Annotated in this window: 15 protein-coding genes, 1 tRNA gene and 2 pseudogenes; 12 read left to right on the top strand and 6 right to left on the bottom strand. The window is 69.5% G+C overall.

The window, feature by feature from the left end:
* The first annotated feature begins 38 nt into the window (after window positions 1–38).
* Window positions 39–1,484, top strand: a complete 1,446-nt coding sequence (gene pdxR / locus NE857_RS31335; RefSeq protein ID WP_254418867.1) for a MocR-like pyridoxine biosynthesis transcription factor PdxR — start codon at window positions 39–41, stop codon at window positions 1,482–1,484.
* A 162-nt stretch (window positions 1,485–1,646) separates the two neighbouring features.
* On the opposite strand, the gene NE857_RS31330 is transcribed toward pdxR, so the two are convergent.
* Together NE857_RS31330 and NE857_RS31325 are read right to left on the bottom strand one after the other, a co-directional pair.
* Complete coding sequence (locus tag NE857_RS31330) at window positions 1,647–2,345, bottom strand: response regulator (RefSeq protein WP_254418866.1); 699 nt, start codon at window positions 2,343–2,345, stop codon at window positions 1,647–1,649.
* Window positions 2,342–3,535: a sensor histidine kinase gene (locus NE857_RS31325; protein WP_254418865.1), complete on the bottom strand. Its 1,194-nt coding sequence runs from the start codon at window positions 3,533–3,535 to the stop codon at window positions 2,342–2,344. Before NE857_RS31325 ends, NE857_RS31330 begins: the two co-directional genes overlap by 4 nt.
* A 124-nt stretch (window positions 3,536–3,659) precedes the next feature.
* Between NE857_RS31325 and phoU the strand changes: the two genes are divergently transcribed.
* The 3 genes from phoU (at window position 3,660) to ispF (ending at window position 5,750) form a co-directional block, all read left to right on the top strand.
* Window positions 3,660–4,322, top strand: coding sequence for a phosphate signaling complex protein PhoU (phoU, locus tag NE857_RS31320; RefSeq protein WP_254418864.1), 663 nt, complete (start codon window positions 3,660–3,662; stop codon window positions 4,320–4,322).
* A gap of 443 nt (window positions 4,323–4,765) precedes the next feature.
* A complete protein-coding gene (locus tag NE857_RS31315) occupies window positions 4,766–5,248 on the top strand; it encodes a CarD family transcriptional regulator (RefSeq protein WP_026116638.1) in 483 nt (160 codons plus the stop codon).
* Between the two features lie 31 nt (window positions 5,249–5,279).
* Entirely contained in the window at window positions 5,280–5,750 is a 471-nt protein-coding gene (ispF, locus tag NE857_RS31310; protein WP_254422161.1) for a 2-C-methyl-D-erythritol 2,4-cyclodiphosphate synthase, read from the top strand.
* A gap of 492 nt (window positions 5,751–6,242) precedes the next feature.
* Here ispF and NE857_RS34410 read toward each other — a convergent pair whose 3' ends face one another.
* Entirely contained in the window at window positions 6,243–8,558 is a 2,316-nt protein-coding gene (locus NE857_RS34410) for a DUF2637 domain-containing protein (RefSeq protein WP_301184277.1), read from the bottom strand.
* 363 nt (window positions 8,559–8,921) lie between these two features.
* Between NE857_RS34410 and cysS the strand changes: the two genes are divergently transcribed.
* The 6 genes and pseudogenes from cysS (at window position 8,922) to NE857_RS34615 (ending at window position 12,989) form a co-directional block, all read left to right on the top strand.
* Window positions 8,922–10,325, top strand: coding sequence for a cysteine--tRNA ligase (gene cysS, locus NE857_RS31300; protein ID WP_254418863.1), 1,404 nt, complete (start codon window positions 8,922–8,924; stop codon window positions 10,323–10,325).
* 236 nt (window positions 10,326–10,561) lie between these two features.
* Window positions 10,562–11,539 carry a 23S rRNA (guanosine(2251)-2'-O)-methyltransferase RlmB gene (gene rlmB, locus NE857_RS31295; protein ID WP_254418862.1) on the top strand — a complete coding sequence of 326 codons (978 nt, stop codon included), beginning with the start codon at window positions 10,562–10,564 and terminating at the stop codon, window positions 11,537–11,539.
* 87 nt (window positions 11,540–11,626) lie between these two features.
* Window positions 11,627–11,699, top strand: a tRNA-Thr gene (locus tag NE857_RS31290).
* A gap of 114 nt (window positions 11,700–11,813) precedes the next feature.
* Window positions 11,814–11,948, top strand: a complete 135-nt coding sequence (locus NE857_RS34405) for a hypothetical protein (protein WP_301184276.1) — start codon at window positions 11,814–11,816, stop codon at window positions 11,946–11,948.
* A 29-nt stretch (window positions 11,949–11,977) separates the two neighbouring features.
* A pseudogene (locus tag NE857_RS34620) lies at window positions 11,978–12,178 on the top strand (replication-relaxation family protein); the annotation flags it as partial.
* A 187-nt stretch (window positions 12,179–12,365) separates the two neighbouring features.
* Window positions 12,366–12,989 (top strand): C40 family peptidase, encoded by a 624-nt coding sequence (locus tag NE857_RS34615; RefSeq protein WP_363319958.1) that lies wholly within the window; start codon window positions 12,366–12,368, stop codon window positions 12,987–12,989.
* A 363-nt stretch (window positions 12,990–13,352) separates the two neighbouring features.
* Here the strand turns inward: NE857_RS34615 and NE857_RS31280 are convergent, their stop codons facing one another.
* The 3 genes and pseudogenes from NE857_RS31280 to NE857_RS31270 all read right to left on the bottom strand — a co-directional run bounded on the left by NE857_RS31280 (window position 13,353) and on the right by NE857_RS31270 (window position 15,435).
* Complete coding sequence (locus tag NE857_RS31280) at window positions 13,353–14,045, bottom strand: AAA family ATPase (RefSeq protein ID WP_254418861.1); 693 nt, start codon at window positions 14,043–14,045, stop codon at window positions 13,353–13,355.
* Between the two features lie 230 nt (window positions 14,046–14,275).
* A pseudogene (locus tag NE857_RS31275) lies at window positions 14,276–14,588 on the bottom strand (IS5/IS1182 family transposase); the annotation flags it as partial.
* Window positions 14,551–15,435 carry a helix-turn-helix transcriptional regulator gene (locus tag NE857_RS31270; RefSeq protein WP_254418860.1) on the bottom strand — a complete coding sequence of 295 codons (885 nt, stop codon included), beginning with the start codon at window positions 15,433–15,435 and terminating at the stop codon, window positions 14,551–14,553. The pseudogene NE857_RS31275 and the gene NE857_RS31270, both read right to left, overlap by 38 nt.
* Window positions 15,436–15,566: 131 nt before the next feature.
* Here NE857_RS31270 and NE857_RS31265 point away from each other — a divergent pair, with 131 nt between their 5' ends.
* Both NE857_RS31265 and NE857_RS31260 read left to right on the top strand, forming a co-directional pair.
* Window positions 15,567–16,589 (top strand): zinc-dependent alcohol dehydrogenase family protein, encoded by a 1,023-nt coding sequence (locus NE857_RS31265; RefSeq protein ID WP_254418859.1) that lies wholly within the window; start codon window positions 15,567–15,569, stop codon window positions 16,587–16,589.
* A 54-nt stretch (window positions 16,590–16,643) separates the two neighbouring features.
* On the top strand, window positions 16,644–17,414 hold the full coding sequence (locus tag NE857_RS31260; RefSeq protein WP_254418858.1) for an SDR family NAD(P)-dependent oxidoreductase: 771 nt from the start codon (window positions 16,644–16,646) through the stop codon (window positions 17,412–17,414).
* Window positions 17,415–17,428: the final 14 nt, after the last annotated feature.

The following is a 17,428-nucleotide window of genomic DNA, read 5'->3' as shown; positions in this document are numbered from 1 at the left end:
CAACCATGGCCACTTCTGGCAGGAAGTGAAAGACCACTTTGCCCCGACGCCCCGCACGCCTCGCCGAACCGCCCGTACGCCTCGACCGCTCCGCCTCCGCCCCGCTCACCGCCCAGCTGTCCGACGCGCTGCGCGAGGCCATGTCCACCGGAACCCTGCGCGCCGGTGAACGGCTGCCCTCCAGCCGCGGCCTGGCCACCCAGCTCGGGGTGAGCCGCACCGTGGTCACCGACGCCTACCAGCAGCTCTACGCCGAGGGCTGGCTCGACGGCCGCCACGGCTCGGGCACCTTCGTCACCGAACACGAACCCCTGCCGGGGCCGGAAGCAGGGCCGGAGACACCGCGGGATCCGGTGGTGCCACGAGGCACCGGGGCCGTACGGGAACGCCCCTCGCGCGCCGAGATCCGCCGCTCCGGGACGGTCGACCTGCGCCCCGGCGCCCCCTGGGTCCACGACCACGACCGCGCCGCCCTGCGCCGGGCCTGGCGGCACGCCGCCGAACACCCGCCCTCGGACGACCCCGACCCCCGAGGACTGCCCCGGCTGCGCGCCCTGCTCGCCGAACACCTGCGCCGCACCCGGGGCGTGCGGGTGGGACCCGAGAACATCCTGGTCACCCGGGGCACCGGCAACGGCCTCGACCTGGTCGGCGCGATGATCAGCGCCACGGCCGGGCCGGGTGTCCGGGCGGGGGTGGAGGACCCCGGTTACGGCAGGGCCCGCACCATCCTGGCCGCGCGCGGCGCCGAGATCGTCCCCTGCCCCGTGGACCGCGACGGCATCCGCCCCGAGGACCTGCCCGACGACCTCTCCCTCGTCTACACCACGCCCGCCCACCAGTACCCGGTGGGCGGACGCCTGCCCCTGCCCCGCCGCGAACGCCTGCTGGCCTGGGCACGCCGGACCGGTGCCGTGGTGGTGGAGGACGACTACGACGCCGAGTTCCGCTACGACGTCGCGCCCCTGCCCGCCCTGTACGGACTCGACCCCGGCCGGGTCGTCCTGCTCGGCACCCTCTCCAAGACCCTCGACCCCGACCTCGGCATCGGCTGGATCGTCGCCGAACCCGATGTGATGCACCGCATCGTCGAGGTCCGGGCCGGCCTGTCCGACCGCACCAGCGGCCCCGTCCAGGCCGCCACGGCCCTGCTCCTCGAACGCGGGGACCTGGACCGGCACCTGCGCCGGATGCGACTGGAGTACGCGCGCCGCCGCGCCCTGCTCGTGGAACACCTCGGACCCCGGCTCAGCGGGGACACGGCCGGACTGCACGTGCTGCTGTCCCTGCCGGAGACGGCGGTGGCGCCGGTGATCGCGGCGGCGGCCGGGGAGGGGGTTCTGGTGGAGGACACCAGCCGCACCAGCCACGGGGCACCGAGGGTGCACGGTCTGGTCATCGGCTACGGGTCGGCGGGCCGCACGGAGCTCCGGCGCGCCTGCGGGGTCCTGGCCCGGGCGGTGGAACGGCACACCGGACAGTGAGGTGTGCGGGGAAGGCCGCCCGGAAAAGACGGCGTCCCGGGTGCGGCGCGGCCGCAACCCGGGACACGGGAGGTGTCGACTCGTCGGGCCCCGAAGGGAGCCGGGAGCAGAAGGGGAAAGAAGGGAATCCGAAGGGGGATCTCCCGTGCCCTGCTTCGACCCCTACTCCACCTCGACGGTGACGGGCTCGAACTTGTAGCCCAGACCGCGCACCGTGACGATGTAGCGCGGGTTGCCCGGGTCCTCCTCGATCTTCGCGCGCAGTCGCTTGACGTGCACGTCGAGGGTCTTGGTGTCACCGACGTAGTCGGCGCCCCACACGCGGTCGATGAGCTGCATCCGGGTGAGCACCCGCCCGGCGTTGCGCAGGAGCACCTCCAGCAGCTCGAACTCCTTCAGCGGGAGCTGGACGTTGTCGCCGCGCACCGTCACCACGTGCCGCTCCACGTCCATCCGGACGGGACCGGCCTCCAGTGCGGCGGGCAGCACGACCTCGTCCTCGCCCCGGCGGCGCAGCACCGCGCGGACGCGCGCCACCAGCTCACGGGAGGAGAACGGCTTGGTCACGTAGTCGTCGGCGCCCAGTTCCAGACCGACGACCTTGTCGATCTCGGAGTCCTTGGCGGTCAGCATGATGACGGGGACGTTGGACTTCTGCCGCAGCGTCCGGCACACCTCGGTGCCCGACAGTCCCGGCAGCATCAGGTCCAGCAGCACCAGGTCGGCGCCGGTCCGGTCGAAGGTCTCCAGAGCGACGGTCCCGGTGGGGGCCACCGCGACCTCGAAGCCCTCCTTGCGCAGCATGTAAGACAGGGCGTCGCTGTAGGACTCTTCGTCCTCTACTACGAGTACGCGCGTCACTGTGCCGTCTCCTGGTGGTTGTCGTTCCGGGTCGCGTCGAGCTCCCGGCTCTCGGGTCTGGGCAGACGCAGAGTGAACGTCGACCCCGACCCCTCCTTGCTCCACACGGTCACTTCTCCACGGTGGTGGGTCATGATGTGTTTGACGATGGCCAGGCCGAGACCGGTACCACCGGTGGCCCGGCTCCGAGCGGCGTCCACACGGTAGAACCGCTCGAAGATCCTTTCCAGGTCCTGCTGGGGGATGCCGATCCCCTGGTCCGCGACACTGATGTCCACGCTGGTCCGGGAGGTCCCGACGGACACCGCGACCCTCGTGTTCTTCGGACTGTATGCGACGGCGTTGGCGATGAGGTTGCGCAGGGCGGTCCCCAGCATCGCCTCGTCGCCCAGCACCGTCAGCCCTTCGGCACCGCTGCCCACCAGCTCGATCCCCTTGGCGTCCGCGGGCATGCGCACCGTGTCGATCGCCTCCTCGACGACCGAGCCGAGGTCCACCGGGGCGGGTTCGGCGATGGGTTCGGCGCCCTGGATGCGGGAGAGCGTGATGAGGTCCTGGATGACCGCCGTGAGCCGGGCGGCCTCGGTCTGCATGCGCCCGGTGAACCGGCGCACGGCTTCGGGGTCGTCGCTGGCGTCCTGTACGGTCTCCGCCAACAGGGACAGCGCGCCCACCGGGGTCTTGAGTTCGTGCGAGATGTTGGCCACGAAATCGCGGCGGACCGCCTCCACCCGCCGGTGTTCGGTCTGGTCCTCGGCCAGTACCAGCACCAGGCCGGTACCGCCCAGCGGAGCCACCCGTACCGCGAAGGACGTGGCGTCGGGGCCGAACTTGCGGACGGCCACCTCGATGTCGGTCTCGCGGATCACTCCGTCACGCCGGACCTTGCGGGCCAGAGTGAGGAGTTCGCCTATGACCAGTTCCTCTCCCCGGACGATCCCGAAGGCCCGGGCGGCGGAGGAGGCGCGCAGCACCCTGTCACCGGAGTCCAGGACCACGGCGGAGGATGGGAGCGCGGACAGGACCTCAGCGATCCCGGGCGGGAGGGTGTTGCCGTCGTGTCGAGGCGACTGCGGCTCCTCACCCGTGGTTCGCGAACGGAAGAGAGGGCTGGCGACGAGTACGCCGATGACGACGCCCACGACGAGCCCGATGATGCCGACAACGGCGGCGAGAAGTTCCCCTTGCACGATTCGATCGTAAACGTGCGGACTGGGGCTTTACCCGGTCAGGGCATGCGACACAACCGAGGTTCTTCCATCGTTCACCAACTCTTGGCCGATTCTTCAAACGCAGACTGGGAGCATTGACGCCATGCGCGATACGTATCACGAGAACCTTGACAGCCTGAGCGAACGCCTCGTCGAGATGACCAGGCTCGCCAGGCACGCCGTCGCGCGTGCCACCACTGCCCTGCTGGACAGCGACCTGAACGCGGCCCAGGAGGTGATCTCGGGTGACGAGGAGCTCAACCGGCTCGACCAGGAGATCGAGGACACCGCGTTCAGCCTGATGGCCCGGCAGCAGCCGGTCGCCTCGGATCTGCGGACCATCATCACGTCCCTGGCGATGCGCGGGGATCTCGAGCGGATGGGCGACCACGCCGTTCACCTGGCCAAGATCGCCCGGCGCCGCCACCCGGACTCGGCGATCCCCAAGCCGGTGCGCTCCATCGTCCTGGAGATGGGTCACCAGGCGGAACTGCTGGTCACCAAGGCCGGAGAGGTGATCTTCGAGCGGGACCCCGACACCGCCCTGGAACTGGACAAGGACGACGACAAGATGGACCGGCTGCGGCGCAAGCTGCTGCAGCGCATCCTTGCCCCGGGGTGGGAGTACGGGGTGGAGGCGACCATGGACGTGACTCTGGTCGGGCGGTTCTACGAACGCTTCGGTGACCACGCGGTGCACGTCGCTGACAACCTGGTCTACATGGTGACCGGCGAGAAGCGTGAGGACTACGAGCCCGAGGCCTGATGACGGGCAGGTGACGTCCGAGCCCGAGATGCCCGAGCCTCTGGCAGCCGAGCTGCGGGCACCCAAGCCGTTGAGACGTGGTCGGGTTGGTCGGCCCGGAAGTCCGCCCGGAGATCCACTCGCGGAACCGCTGGAGATCCGGACGGGTCATGGGCGGGTCAACCCGATCCGAAATCGTGACCTATATCGCTATGAGCCCTAGCGGAGGGTGTCCGGGTGAGGGCGAACCCTATCCCGAACCGAACACGGGTGAGGCCGCACTTCGGCTGGCCAGTGGGGGTAGAGGACTTCCGAAGCCGATCTGACCAGGTGCCCGGTACTCCTCGGGTACACTTTGTCAAGCCCTAAAAAGTGTGGCCTGACCTGCGTGTTCGCAAACCTAATAGGTACGTTAAGTCACAGATTCATGGTATCCTTGTGGTAGCGGAAGGGGTACCTGTCACATGACTTTCAAGGTCGGCGACACTGTTGTCTACCCCCATCATGGGGCTGCTCGTATTGAAGCGATCGAGACTCGCACCATTAAGGGCGAGGACAGAACCTACCTCGTTTTGAGGGTTGACAAGGGCGATCTGACGGTGCGCGTGCCGGCTGCGAACGCCGAGGATGTCGGCGTTCGTGACGTGGTGGGGCAGGAGGGCCTGGACAAGGTCTTCGAGGTGCTGCGCGCGCCTCACACCGAAGAGCCCACCAACTGGTCCAGGCGCTACAAGGCGAACCTGGAGAAGTTGGCGTCCGGCGACGTCAACAAGGTGGCCGAGGTAGTTCGGGACCTGTGGCGCCGGGACAAGGAGCGCGGTCTGTCGGCGGGCGAGAAGAGGATGCTGGCCAAGGCCCGGCAGATTCTCGTCAGCGAACTCGCACTCGCAGAAAAGACCAACGAGGACAAGGCTGAAGCCCTCCTCGACGAGGTTCTGACGAGCTGATAGTCGCGGAATCACGTAATTCATGACGAAAATGCCTCGGGTGGGCGTCGGTACCGACGTCCACCCGTTTTCTCCTGGACGAACACTTTTTCTCGCCGGTTTGGAATGGCCGGGAGAAGACGGTGTCAGCGGCCATTCCGATGGTGATGTCGCCGCCCATGCGGCGTGCGACGCCCTGCTGTCCGCCTGCGGACTGGGCGACCTCGGATCCAACTTCGGCACCTCCGATCCCCGGTGGAAGGGCGCTTCCGGCGCCGCACTCCTCACCGAGACCGTCGCGCGCGTGCACGCGGCCGGTTTCGAGATCGGCAACGTGGCCGTCCAGATCATCAGTAACCGACCCAAGTTCGCTCCCAGGCGCGACGAGGCGGAGAAGGCTCTCTCCGAGGTCGTGGGTGCTCCGGTGAGCATCTCCGCGACCACCACGGACGGGCTGGGCCTCACCGGCCGGGGCGAGGGCATCGCAGCCGTCGCCACGGCCCTGTGCGCCCCCAGGGACTGACGCACGCACAACGAAGCGGCCCCGCCCCCGGCGGGGCTGCTTCGCTGCTTCTGGGGCGCCCTGAAGGCCCGGCCGCGAGCGTGTGCGCGGGGCCGGGGTAATCCTGTGCCCGCCCAGGCCAACCGCATTGCCGAAGCCGGTATCCGGCCCCTGCCACGGCCCTCACCCATGGGGCCGAAACCCACCCCTCTGGGTGTCTTGAACAGCGCACCCCGTAACGAGCGACGAAAGTCCGCCCCCCGCCTTCGTCGGGTGGGCAGGTGTGGGCCGGGCGAGTTGTCCACAGGCTGTGCATATCCCCCCCGCCAGGGCGGGATCCGGGGCGGGACGACGAGTTATCCACAGGTCCAGGACCGAGCCCGGCGGCACCCCTCATCGCACGCGTAACGTCGATCTCGGGCAAGCCTCAGTTCCCGCCCACCTCGTGCTGCCTCCAAACACACGTCGGCCCCGGAACCCAGGGCAGGGTTCCGGGGCCGACAGCGTGCTGAATCAGCGCTCGTCCGGGGGCAGGGGCTCGCTGCGGACCCGTCGGGAGGGCGGGCCGGAGGCGAAGTCCGGCATGGGCGGGCGCTTGGGCTTCAGGATCATCGGCCGCTTCTCCAGCGGCTTCCGCGGCCTGGGTTCGGGCGCAGGCGCCTTGGCCGCCTTCACCGGCTCCGGTGGGGCCTTCGGGTCCCGCTCCGGCTCCCGCTGAACCTCGGGCTCCGGCGCGGCCTCGGGCTCCGGCTCAGGCGCTGGCTCCTTCTGGGCGGGCAGTGGCTCGGGCTCGGGCAGCTGCTCCGGCTCCGATTCCACCTTGGAACCTGTCGCACCGCGCCGCTTCGTTCGAAAGCGGAAGGCGGCGCGCACCTCGGGGCCGGTGTCGTGGTCCAGCGCCGGGGTGGTGTCCTCGGCCGACCCGGTCCCCATCCCCACCAGGGGAGCGGCGTCCGCGGCCGGGGTGTCCTCCTCGGGCGGGGTCCACACCGGCGGCACGTAGTCGGCCAGCGGCGAGGCGCTCTCGGCCTCGGACGGAGGCTCCCACAGGGATCCGGCCTCGGACCCGGCCCCGCCCGTGTCAGCGGGCTCGGCCCCGGTCTGCGGCCGGTCCTCCGGCTCAGACGCGGCCACGGCCGCCCCAGGCACCTCGGGTGCCTCAGCTGCCCCAGGCCTCTCAGACACAGCGGAGTCCGTGAGCTCCTCCGCCCGGGGGAGGTCCTCGACCTCGGGCAGCGGGTCGGTCTCGGCTTCTCCCGCGGGCCACAGCTCCACCGTGTCATCGGTGTCACCTGTGCCGTCGGCTTCGACGGCGACAGGCTCGGGCTCGGGTGCGACGGCGACCGGCACGGGGATCGGTGCCTCGGCCTCGTCCGTGGCGGGGTCGGCGACCGGGGGCTCGTGCTCGAAGCCCTCGTCGGCCAGGTGGTCCGGGACCACCACGACCGGCCCGTCCCCGGCAGCGTCGTCGGCCCCGCCCTCGCCCCAGGCCCCGCTCCCGGAACCGCTTCCGGCAGCGGCCCGGTGCTCAGGACCTGGTGCCGGCTCCGGTTCCGGCTCGGGTGCGGGAGCGGCGGCGCCGGGCACCACCGGCGGCTCGGCGGCCGCACGCTTGATCGGGTTGCCGCCGCCACGGGAGCGGCGGGGGAGCGGCAGAGTGGGCACGGAGGCCTCGGCCAGATCGGCCTCCGGCTCCTCGGACCGTCCCGTTCCCGAACTCTCCGCGGTCCCAGCCCCGGCTCCTCGGGCGGCGGGGATCACCTCGGTCGGGTCGTCGGGACCGGCCTCGGCACGCAGCCGAGCCTCTTCCTCGGCTACCTCGGTTTCCTCCCGCTCACGCTCGGCCCGCTCGCGCTGTTCACGCTCCTCGCGCTCGCGCCTTTCGAGGTCGGCTCGCTCCTCGCGCTCACGCTGCTCGTGCTCGTCACGTTCGCGTGCGGCCCGTTCGAGCTCCTCGCGTTCGAGGCGCTCCTTCTCCCGCTGCTCGGCGCGGTCGCGGCGCAGGGTCGAGGTGCGGGCGGGCAACGGTGTCGCTTCGGGGAGGGTGTCCTCCTCGTCCGCCGCGCGGCCGTCCGGCTTCACCCGGCCGCCAGCCTCCGTGCGGGCCTCGACCTCGTCGGCCCGGGCGGATCCGTGGCGCTCGTCGGGCTCGTGCTCGTCGTAGTCCTCGTCGGCACCCAGCCGCAGCAGACGGGTCTTGAGCGCCTCCGGCTCGTGCGAGCCCCGGACAGGTGCCTCGTCCACCCGCTCCGCACCCACCCCCGACTCGGCCGTCTCGGGACGGCTCCGCAGCACGGTGGGGCGATCATCGGAGGGCTTCGGGCGCGGACGCACCTGGATGTTGCGCTTGCGGATGTGCGCGCGCACGGTGATCCACAGCAGGAACGCCACCAACAGGGCGGCCAGCGGGGCGACCGCCACCACCACCTGGACGATCCGCGCGTTGTCGTCGCCCAGCCGCTCGATGAGCCCCATGCTGTTCAGCACCATCGGCACGGCCGCGGCGAGGATCAGCAGGGGGATGAGGACGACGTCCACCCACAGGCGCTCCCGTGGGGGTGCCGCGCGGAGCACGTAGCTCACCCAGAAGGCCATGAGGACCAGCAGGGTGAAGGTCACCGGGAAGATGTGTGCGAGGAAGCCGCCCTCCTCGTGCACGAGCAGGGCGAATCTGTAGATGCCGTTGTAGGCGATGACAAGGGCGCACAGGGCGATGACACTGACGAACACGGCGCCACCGACGAGAGCGCCGGCTCCCGCGCCGCGACCCGCGGTCCGACCGTTCCGTGTCCCTGTCTCGGGGGCGTTGTTGAAAGGGGCCATCGTCATCGAAGAGTAGTCGAGGCGGTGCTGCTAACACGAGATTCCGGCCGATTCCGGTTGCTTCCAGGCCCTCCCCGACACCGGGGCGCAGAGGCACTCTGTGGTGTTCTGCCGCAATTGACGGAGCGTAGCGGCCGATCGTTCGCCGAGGTCGGCCCCGGATGCCGGGCCATTTCACATGCGGGCGGGCCCAATACGGCTTGCCCCATATGTGTCCTCTGTGCTGTCCGGAGCAGGCCAGACAGCAATCGGACGGCACCGGACAGCGAGCTGGGGGCGTTCGGACAACGACCAGACGGGCCACCGGGCCTGACAGCGCTTGCTGGCTTGGGATGCCCCTGCGAAGCGAAAGCGGATAGTCTTGACAACGTGAGTCTGCGCTTTTATGACACCAGTGCCCGACAGGTCCGAGACTTCACCCCGCTTCGTGAGGGGTGTGCCTCCCTGTACCTGTGTGGTGCCACGGTGCAGGCACCTCCCCACATCGGCCACATCCGGTCGGGCGTCAACTTCGACATCCTGCGCCGCTGGCTGACCCACCTCGGCTACCAGGTCACGTTCTGCCGCAACGTCACGGACATCGACGACAAGATCATCAGGGTCGCCGCCGACGAGGGCGTTCCGTGGTGGCAGGTGAGTGAGCGCAACCAGCGCGCCTTCACCTGGGCCTACGACACCCTGGGCTGCCTGCCGCCCACCGTCGAGCCGCGTGCCACCGGCCACGTGCCGGAGATGATCGAGCTCATGCGGCGCCTGATCGACGCCGGGCACGCCTACGCCGCCGACGACGGTTCGGGTGACGTCTACTTCGACGTGCGCTCGCACCCCGCCTACGGCGAGCTCTCCAACCAGCGCCTGGACCAGGTCGTGGAGTCATGCGACTCCGACCCGGACCGGGACAAGCGCGACCCGCGCGACTTCGCCCTGTGGAAGGGCGCCAAGCCGGGCGAGCCCAGCTGGGACACCCCGTGGGGGCGCGGCCGCCCGGGCTGGCACCTGGAGTGCTCCGCCATGGCCACCAAGTACCTGGGCCCCAGCTTCGACATCCACGGCGGCGGGCTCGACCTGATCTTCCCGCACCACGAGAACGAGCAGGCGCAGTCGCGCGCCGCCGGGGACGGCTTCGCCCAGTACTGGCTGCACAACGGCATGCTGGCCATCGGCGGCGAGAAGATGAGCAAGTCCATCGGAAACTCGCTGCTCATCCCGCAGGTGGTCCAGAAGGTCCGCCCGGTGGAACTGCGCTACTACCTCGGCCAGGCCCACTACCGGTCCACCATCGACTACTCGGACGCCGCGCTCCAGGAGGCGGCCTCCGCCTACCAGCGCATCGAGGGCTTCCTCACCCGCTCGGCCGAGGTTCTGGGCACGATCACCCCGGCCGAGGACGTCCCCGCGGAGTTCGCCGAGGCGCTCAACGACGACCTCGGCGTGTCCCAGGGGCTGGCCGTCATCCACGGGCACGTGCGCGAGGGCAACACGGCGCTGGGCTCCGGGGCCAAGGAGAAGGCCCAGGAGATCGCCGCCGAACTCCGCACCATGCTGGCCGTCCTGGGTCTGGACCCGCTCAGCGAGCAGTGGTCCGGCAGCGGTGACCAGGGGCTGACCGAGGTCGTGGACGCCCTGGTGGCGGTCGCCCTCGAACAGCGCCAGGCCGCTCGGGGACGCAAGGACTACGCCGCGGCCGACGCCATCCGCGACCAGCTGGCCGCGGCCGGTGTGGTGGTGGAGGACACCCCGCAGGGGCCGCGCTGGGACCTGCGCCAAAGCTGAGGTTTCGGCAAGCGGGGCTGTCAGGCCCGGGTTCCATGAGCCGGGGCCGCACAACAAGATCTGATCAGGGCCGGGACCGGGGGTTTCCCGGCCCGGCCCGCTCTGGTGGCCGACGCGTGTGGTAGCGCGTCGGCATTAGGCTGGGAGTTTGCCGCCGCCCCTCGGCGTCGCGGCTACCCCATCGGCCGGAAGAGCTCTTCCGGCATGCTCGCAACACGTAACGGGAGGCGGCGACCATGCCGGCGAAGAAGAGTAAGAAGGGCCCCACGAAGGGCAGCGGCGGCAAGAACCGGCGTTCCCTCGAGCCCAAGAGCGGCACCCTGCCCGCCTCGGAGCGGCACTGGTACGACGGTAAGCAGCGGCACAAGGCCAATAAGCGCACCGCCCAGACCGGCGGCCCGTCCGGCGCCTCGGACAGCCCCCGCAAGGACCGCTCGCCCGACCGCCCGGACAACTCCGACCTGCTGATCGGCCGCAACCCGGTGGTCGAGGCGCTGCGTGCGGGCATGCCCGCCACCCGCCTGTTCCTGGCCAACAGCCTGGACCCGGACGACCGCGTCAACGAGGCCGCCAAGCTCGCGGGTGCCCAGGGCGTGGACGTGGTCGAGGTCAACCGCACCGACCTGGACCGCCGCTGCGAGAGCAACGGCCTGCCCGGCGCCACCCACCAGGGCATCGTGCTCCAGGTCCGCCCCTACCAGTACTGGGCGGCCGAGGGCCTGCTCGACAAGGCGCTGGCCTCGGACACCCCGCCGCTGATCGTCGCCCTGGACGGGGTCACCGACCCGCACAACCTGGGCGCCATCGCGCGTTCGGCCGCGGCCTTCGGCGCGCACGGCCTGCTCATTCCGGAGCGGCGCACCGCCAGCGTGACCATGTCCGCGTGGAAGACCTCCGCCGGAACCCTGGCCAAGCTGCCCGTCGCCCAGGCCACCAACCTGACCCGCACCCTGGAGAGTTACAAGAAGGCCGGGCTGTTCGTCGCCGGCCTCGACGCGGACGGCGACACCCAGCTCCCCGAGCTCGAACTGGCCACCGGCCCGCTGGTCATCGTGGTGGGCTCCGAGGGCAAGGGCCTGTCCCGCCTGGTCCGCGAGGCCTGCGACGTGGTCGCGAGCATCCCGATCAGCGGAGCCGAGTCCCTGAACGCCTCCGTGGCCGCCGGTGTCTCCCTCTACGAGGTCGCCCGCCGCCGCGGCGCCGAAGCCAAGTAACCCGGTCACCGGTGCCGAGTAGGCCCCTCGGCACCGGACCCGGTACCATTCAGTTCGGATGTTCCGAGGCCCCGGCCCCGGTATCCGGCCGACGTAGCTCAATTGGCAGAGCAATCGCCTTGTAAGCGATAGGTTAGGGGTTCAAGTCCCCTCGTCGGCTCTCGTACTTCCTCTGGCCCGGTCTCGCGACCGGGCCAGAGTCGTTTCCGGGTGGCTTTATGCCTGAAGAGCTGGCTCCTGTGGGTGTCCAGCGTGTTCGTCGGGGCCGGGAGGCATGGCCGCTGGACCCCTGAACCTCCGCATCAAGTCCTTCATGCTGCACCTGCGTGCGGAGCAGAAGAGCGACCGCACCGTCACGATGTACCACGAGACAGCACGGATGACCGCCTGTCCCGCTCCGCTCAACTGAGCCACACCATCGGCGTGACTCAGACTTGAGTGGAACTGACCGTCACCGCCAGCAGAAGCAGGCGCGCCGACCTGCGCCAGTGGCGGCCCGAAGGCCGCTGCCGCGAAGCCTGGGGCGACCGGGTCCGCCCCGATGCGACCTGCGCTGGGAACAAGGACGGCCAGGTGTTGGACGCCTTCGTGGAGTACGACACCGGAACTGAACCGCACTCCCGCCTGGCCGACAAACTCGTCCGCTACCACTTCCCCGCCCAGAGCAGCGGACTCCCCTCCACCGTGCTCTTCCTCGTCCCGTCTGCCAGGCGTATGAGCGCCATGTGCCGCAATCTGACCCCGGAATCCTCGGTGCGGGCCCGCGTAGCCACCCACAACCAGCTGAGCAGCCCCGGGCCCGACCGCCCGACCTGGCGCCAACTCGCTGATCCCGCCCAGGCACCCGGCATCCACCCCGTGCTCCTGGACGCCTACGTCGCCGCCTCAACCACCGTCGAACTGTGCACCAGCCACCCCGAAAACCGGGTCGACTTCAGCGACGAGACACAGCTTCGCGCTGCCCTGTTCCGCTACAACCCGTGGAACACCTACGTCGACAACGTCATGTCCAACATCGCCGAGTACGAGTCCCTGCTCACTACCGACCACCAGGTGCCCGCCAACACTGAAAAGGACGAGATCGCCGCGGAACGGGCCGTCCAACAACTCGGCAAGCCCTACGCCCGGGGCGGCATGGGCCCCACGGCTCCGACTGCTCCGGCCTGGTCCTCCGAGCCTGGGAAGCCGCAGGCGTCAAAACCCCCCGAGTCACCGTCGACCAGGTCAACATCGGAACCCAGGTCCCTCTCGAAGCTCTCGCTCAGGAGACCTGCTCTTCTACGACACAGGCGGCATCCCGGGCCCGCCTTCCCACGTCACCATGTACGCCGGCGACGGCAAGATGGTCCATGCCGCTCGCACCGGACAGCCCATCTGCTTCGACGAGGTCACCACCAGCTACCACGCCGGAAGGTTCATGTCCGCCGTTCGCCCCGGAGCGTCAGACTAGAAGTTCGTGCCCGTACGTGTCACGGGGCGCCGTTTCGTTCCAATCCATCCGTCACTCATGGGAGCGGGCCATCGCCGAACTTGGAGCAGCAGGTAGCCAGTGGGCGTGCTGCCTCATTGCTGACCGCCCAGGAGACGACTGGCTGGTCTTCGTGGCTGACGCCGCGGGGTACCGACAGGGCTTGCAGGCACGGGCATGGACGAGGCAGGGGTGGAAGACCGGATCCCACCTCGCTACCACCCTGGACTCACCAGCAAGGCGACCTTGTTGGTCCCTGGTCTGCTGAGGCTGTGACCTGGAGTTTTTGGCGCACCCGGCAGGATTCGAACCTGCGACCGTTGGATGAGAAGGGCGAGGACCGGGTTACCTCGTCGATTTGAAGCTGGGTAGGGGCGACTCCATCGCGGCGTACAGGGGACTACAAGTATTCGCGCAGGGGCCGAATCGGATCCAGGTCAGCTCCCGCGCCTGGCGCCGGTCGAGTGCGAGCAGACTGCGCGTGCCCGGCGCGAATGCCGCCGGCCCGTGTTGGGTGGCCGCGCGCAGCCGTCGCCAGCGCCGCGAATGCGCCCGGTGGCTGCGCTCGGTCACCCGCCGACCCCGGGCGTTCTGCCCGTTCCGGGCCTCCTGCGGAGTGGCGTCGATCATCAACACGTGCATCTCGTACCGGCGGAGTCGGCAGAGCAAGGCGAGCAGCACGCGGACCGGGCGCCGGGTCCCGCACTCGTGCACCACCACCGGGCCGCCGCGCAGCGCCGCAGCCACCTGGGCCAGGTGCAGTACGTGCACCACCCAGCGCCACAGTGGGTAGGGGACACGACCGAGCAATGATCCCAGCTGGTACCGCGACTGCAGCGAGTCGATCACCCGCACACCCTCCGCGGTGAGCACGGTCCGCTCCTCGTTTCCGCGGAGCCCGAACAGCCGCCGCAGCAGGGTACTCTTCCCGGCCCCGGGTACCCCGGCGACCAGGACCAGGGATCGCCGGGGATAGACCATGCCGCGCTCTGTCGCGTCATTCACCGTGGGTACATACCGTGCCAGCCCCTGGAACATCTTCGGTAGCTCCTCAAAGTCGACCTTCGCGCCGGTGAAGCGTGGCTCCCCAGTGGCCGCGTCACCAATACCATGACGCTACCGGGCATCGATGACCCCGAAAAACGCAGGACACACCGCACCATCCGAATCAGGATGCCGTTCTGTGCCATATCGTGCCGCCCGGTGACGTTCCGGTCCAAAACCGCGGAGCACAAACAGAGCACACACGCCGGGGCGTCCGATGGTTGAGGCGAACTTTTCGGGCGATCGTTCCAGCGGTGGGTGATCCAGGCTTTCCTGGTCAGGCTAAGGACGGTGATAACCGCGTCAGCCAGGTCGGGAAGGCGCGGATGACTCTCTCGCAGCGTTCATAGCAGCGTTGGAGCCGGTTGAACGCGTTGTGCCAGGCGGTGGCACGCTCCACGTGCCACCTCTGGGTGGCCTGGACCGGAGCCTTCTCGCTCCTACAGGCGATCTCGCCACGCAGGCCGCGCTCGGCCACAGGGCCCGTGTCACCCTCGGGTCATAGCCCGCGTCCACGTACGCGGTGATCTCTTCGGGCTTCGCTGGCGGCCCACGAGGCGAGTAGCTGCATGCGCTCGGCCGACGGTGAGCCGGGCTCGGCGGCGTAGACCGTCAGTGTCAGGCCGGGTTCGGCCTCCAGGTCCATCCCCTCGTAGGCCAGCGTCATCGCGCCGACGACCGAGTGGTGGAACGTCTTGAACCCCGTGCCGTGGTGCCTCACGTTGTGCGCGCCCCACAGGTGGCGGAAAACATCGCTGCGGGTCGAGAGCTCCCCGATCAGGTCGTGCAGCTCCTTGTTGTGCGGGTCGCGGCCCGCCTCGGTGCGCAGGATCGAAACGGTGACCTCCGCGAAGGCGTCCCAGTCCGGGTAGAACTCATAGGCGCGCTCGTCGAGGAAGGTGAACCGGGCGATGTTCGGCGGCTGCCCGGGCATGTCGTACGTGTCCTTGTAGAAAGCCCGGGCCAGCGCGTTCGCCGCCAGCAGGTCCATCCGCCCGTTGCGGACGAACGCGGGCCCGGCGGTGACCGCGTCCAGCGTCCACTGCAGGCTCGGATGAGGTGTCCAGCACTTCGAGCTTCGCCTACGCGGGGGCCGGGCCACCGGGCTCGCGGCGTGCGCCAGGTCGAACAGGTGGGCCCGTTCGGCGTCGTCGAGCCGCAGCGCCTTCGCGATGCTGTCGAGGACCTCCGGGGACGCGCCGCTGATCGCTCCGCGCTCCAGCTTCGTGTAGTACTCGATGCTCACCCCGGCCAGGGTCGCGACCTCGCTGCGGCGCAGCCCCTTGACCCGCCGGTTCGTGCCCGCCGGCAGCCCAACGTCACCAGGCGTGATCTTCTCCCGCCGTGTGGTGAGGAACTCTCGGACCTCGGCTCGATTGTCCATGGCTTCAACGGTAATCGGCCAGGCCGGGTACGAGGGAGTCCCTGGTGATACCCCTATCAAGCGGGTCTCCCGCCCACGTGTGAACCGTGGTGTCGTTGATGGCGATGAGTGAACGAACACGAGGAGGAACCATGCGCGCCGTGGTCATGCACGCGCCCGGAGACGTCCGGGTCGAGAACATCGAGAAGCCCGTCATCGTCGAGCCGACCGACGCGATCATCCGTGTCACCGCAGCGTGCATCTGTGGCTCCGATCTGTGGCCCTACCGCGGTGCGGAGGAACTGAACGGCCCCGCCCCGATGGGCCACGAGTACGTCGGCGTCGTCGAGGAGGTCGGCGACGACGTACACGACATCGCCGTCGGCGACTTCGTCGTCGGGTCGTTCGTCGCCTCCGACAACAGCTGTGAGCTCTGCCGGGCCGGGTTCCAGTCCCGCTGCATCCATCAGGTCATGATGGGCTCGGTCGGCACGCAGTCCGAGTTCGCCCGCATCCCGCTCGCCGACGGCACCCTCGTGAAGGTGCCCGGCGAGCCCACCTCGGCTCAGCTGCGCAGCCTGCTCGCCGCCTCCGATGTGCTCGGCACCGGCTGGTTCGCCGCTGTTGCAGCCGAGGCCGGTCCGGGCAAGACCGTGGCCGTCGTCGGAGACGGAGCCGTCGGACTGCTCGCGATCCTCGCGGCCAAGCACCTCGGCTCGGACCGCATCATCGCGATGTCGCGACACGCGGACCGACAGGCGCTGGCGCAGAGGTTCGGCGCGACCGACATCGTTGAGGAGCGCGGTGACGCAGGCGTTGCACGGATCAAGGAGCTGACGGGCGGCTACGGAGCCCATTCCACCGTGGAGGCCGTCGGCACGCAGGAGTCGATGATGCAGGCGATCCACGCGACCCGGCCCGGCGGGCACGTCGGCTACGTCGGTGTCTCACACGGCGTCGAGCTTGACGGGCTCGATCTGTTCTTCTCCACGGTCAGCCTGCTCGGCGGCCCCGCGCCCGTGCGCCGGTTCCTGCCCGAGCTGATCGATCTCATCATGACCAACCAGATCGATCCGGGTGTCGTCTTCGACCTCGAGCTCCCGATCGAGGAGGCCGCTGAGGGCTACAGGGCGATGGACGAACGCCGCGCGATCAAGGTCCTGCTCACCCTCTGACCCAACGGCACGTGGTCCGCGAGAGCACTACCGAAGCAGCGTGGAAGGATCATCATGCCCATCGCCTTCGACTTCACCGGCAAGACCGTGTTCATCACCGGAGCGGGCAGCGGCATCGGCCGAGCGACCGCGGAGGCCTTCGCCGCCGCCGGTGCTGATGTCGCCGTCACCGGCCCCACCGAGGCACCGCTGCGCGAGACCGCGCGGCTCGTCGAAACCCAAGGGCAGCGGGCGCACACCGTCCTCTGCGACGTCACCGACAGCCAGAACGTTGAGGACGCCGTGGCATCTGCCGTCGACGTGCTCGGCCCGATCGACATCGGAGTCAACAACGCCGGCATCGAGCAGCCGCCCAAGCCGCTGGCCGAGACCAGCGAGGAGGAATGGGATCGCCTGATCGCAGTCGACCTGCGCGGGGTGTTCGTATCCATGAAGCAGGAGATCCTCGCCATGCCCGAGAGCGGAGGATCGATCGTCAACATCTCCTCCGGGGCCGGTGTCATCGGCATCAAGGGCCAGGCAGCCTACGCCGCCGCCAAGCACGGCATCCTCGGCATGACCAAGTCTGCCGCCCTCGACTACGCCGCCCAGGGCATCCAGATCAACGCGATCTGCCCCGGCATCATCGAGACCCCGATGATGGACCGCTTCTCCGGCGACACCCCAGAAGGCCGAGCACGAGTCATCGCCCAGGAACCCATCGGGCGCATGGGCACGCCGGAAGAAATAGCCGCGGCCGTGCTGTGGCTGTGCTCCGACCTCGGAGGCTTCACCATCGGCCACTCACTGGTCGTGGACGGCGGCCAGACCATCGGCATCAGCTAGGACCAGGCGACACC

Origin of the sequence: Nocardiopsis exhalans, assembly GCF_024134545.1 — a bacterium.
GTDB classification, from domain to species: domain Bacteria; phylum Actinomycetota; class Actinomycetes; order Streptosporangiales; family Streptosporangiaceae; genus Nocardiopsis; species Nocardiopsis exhalans.
This window is presented reverse-complemented; position numbering and strand designations above follow the sequence as displayed.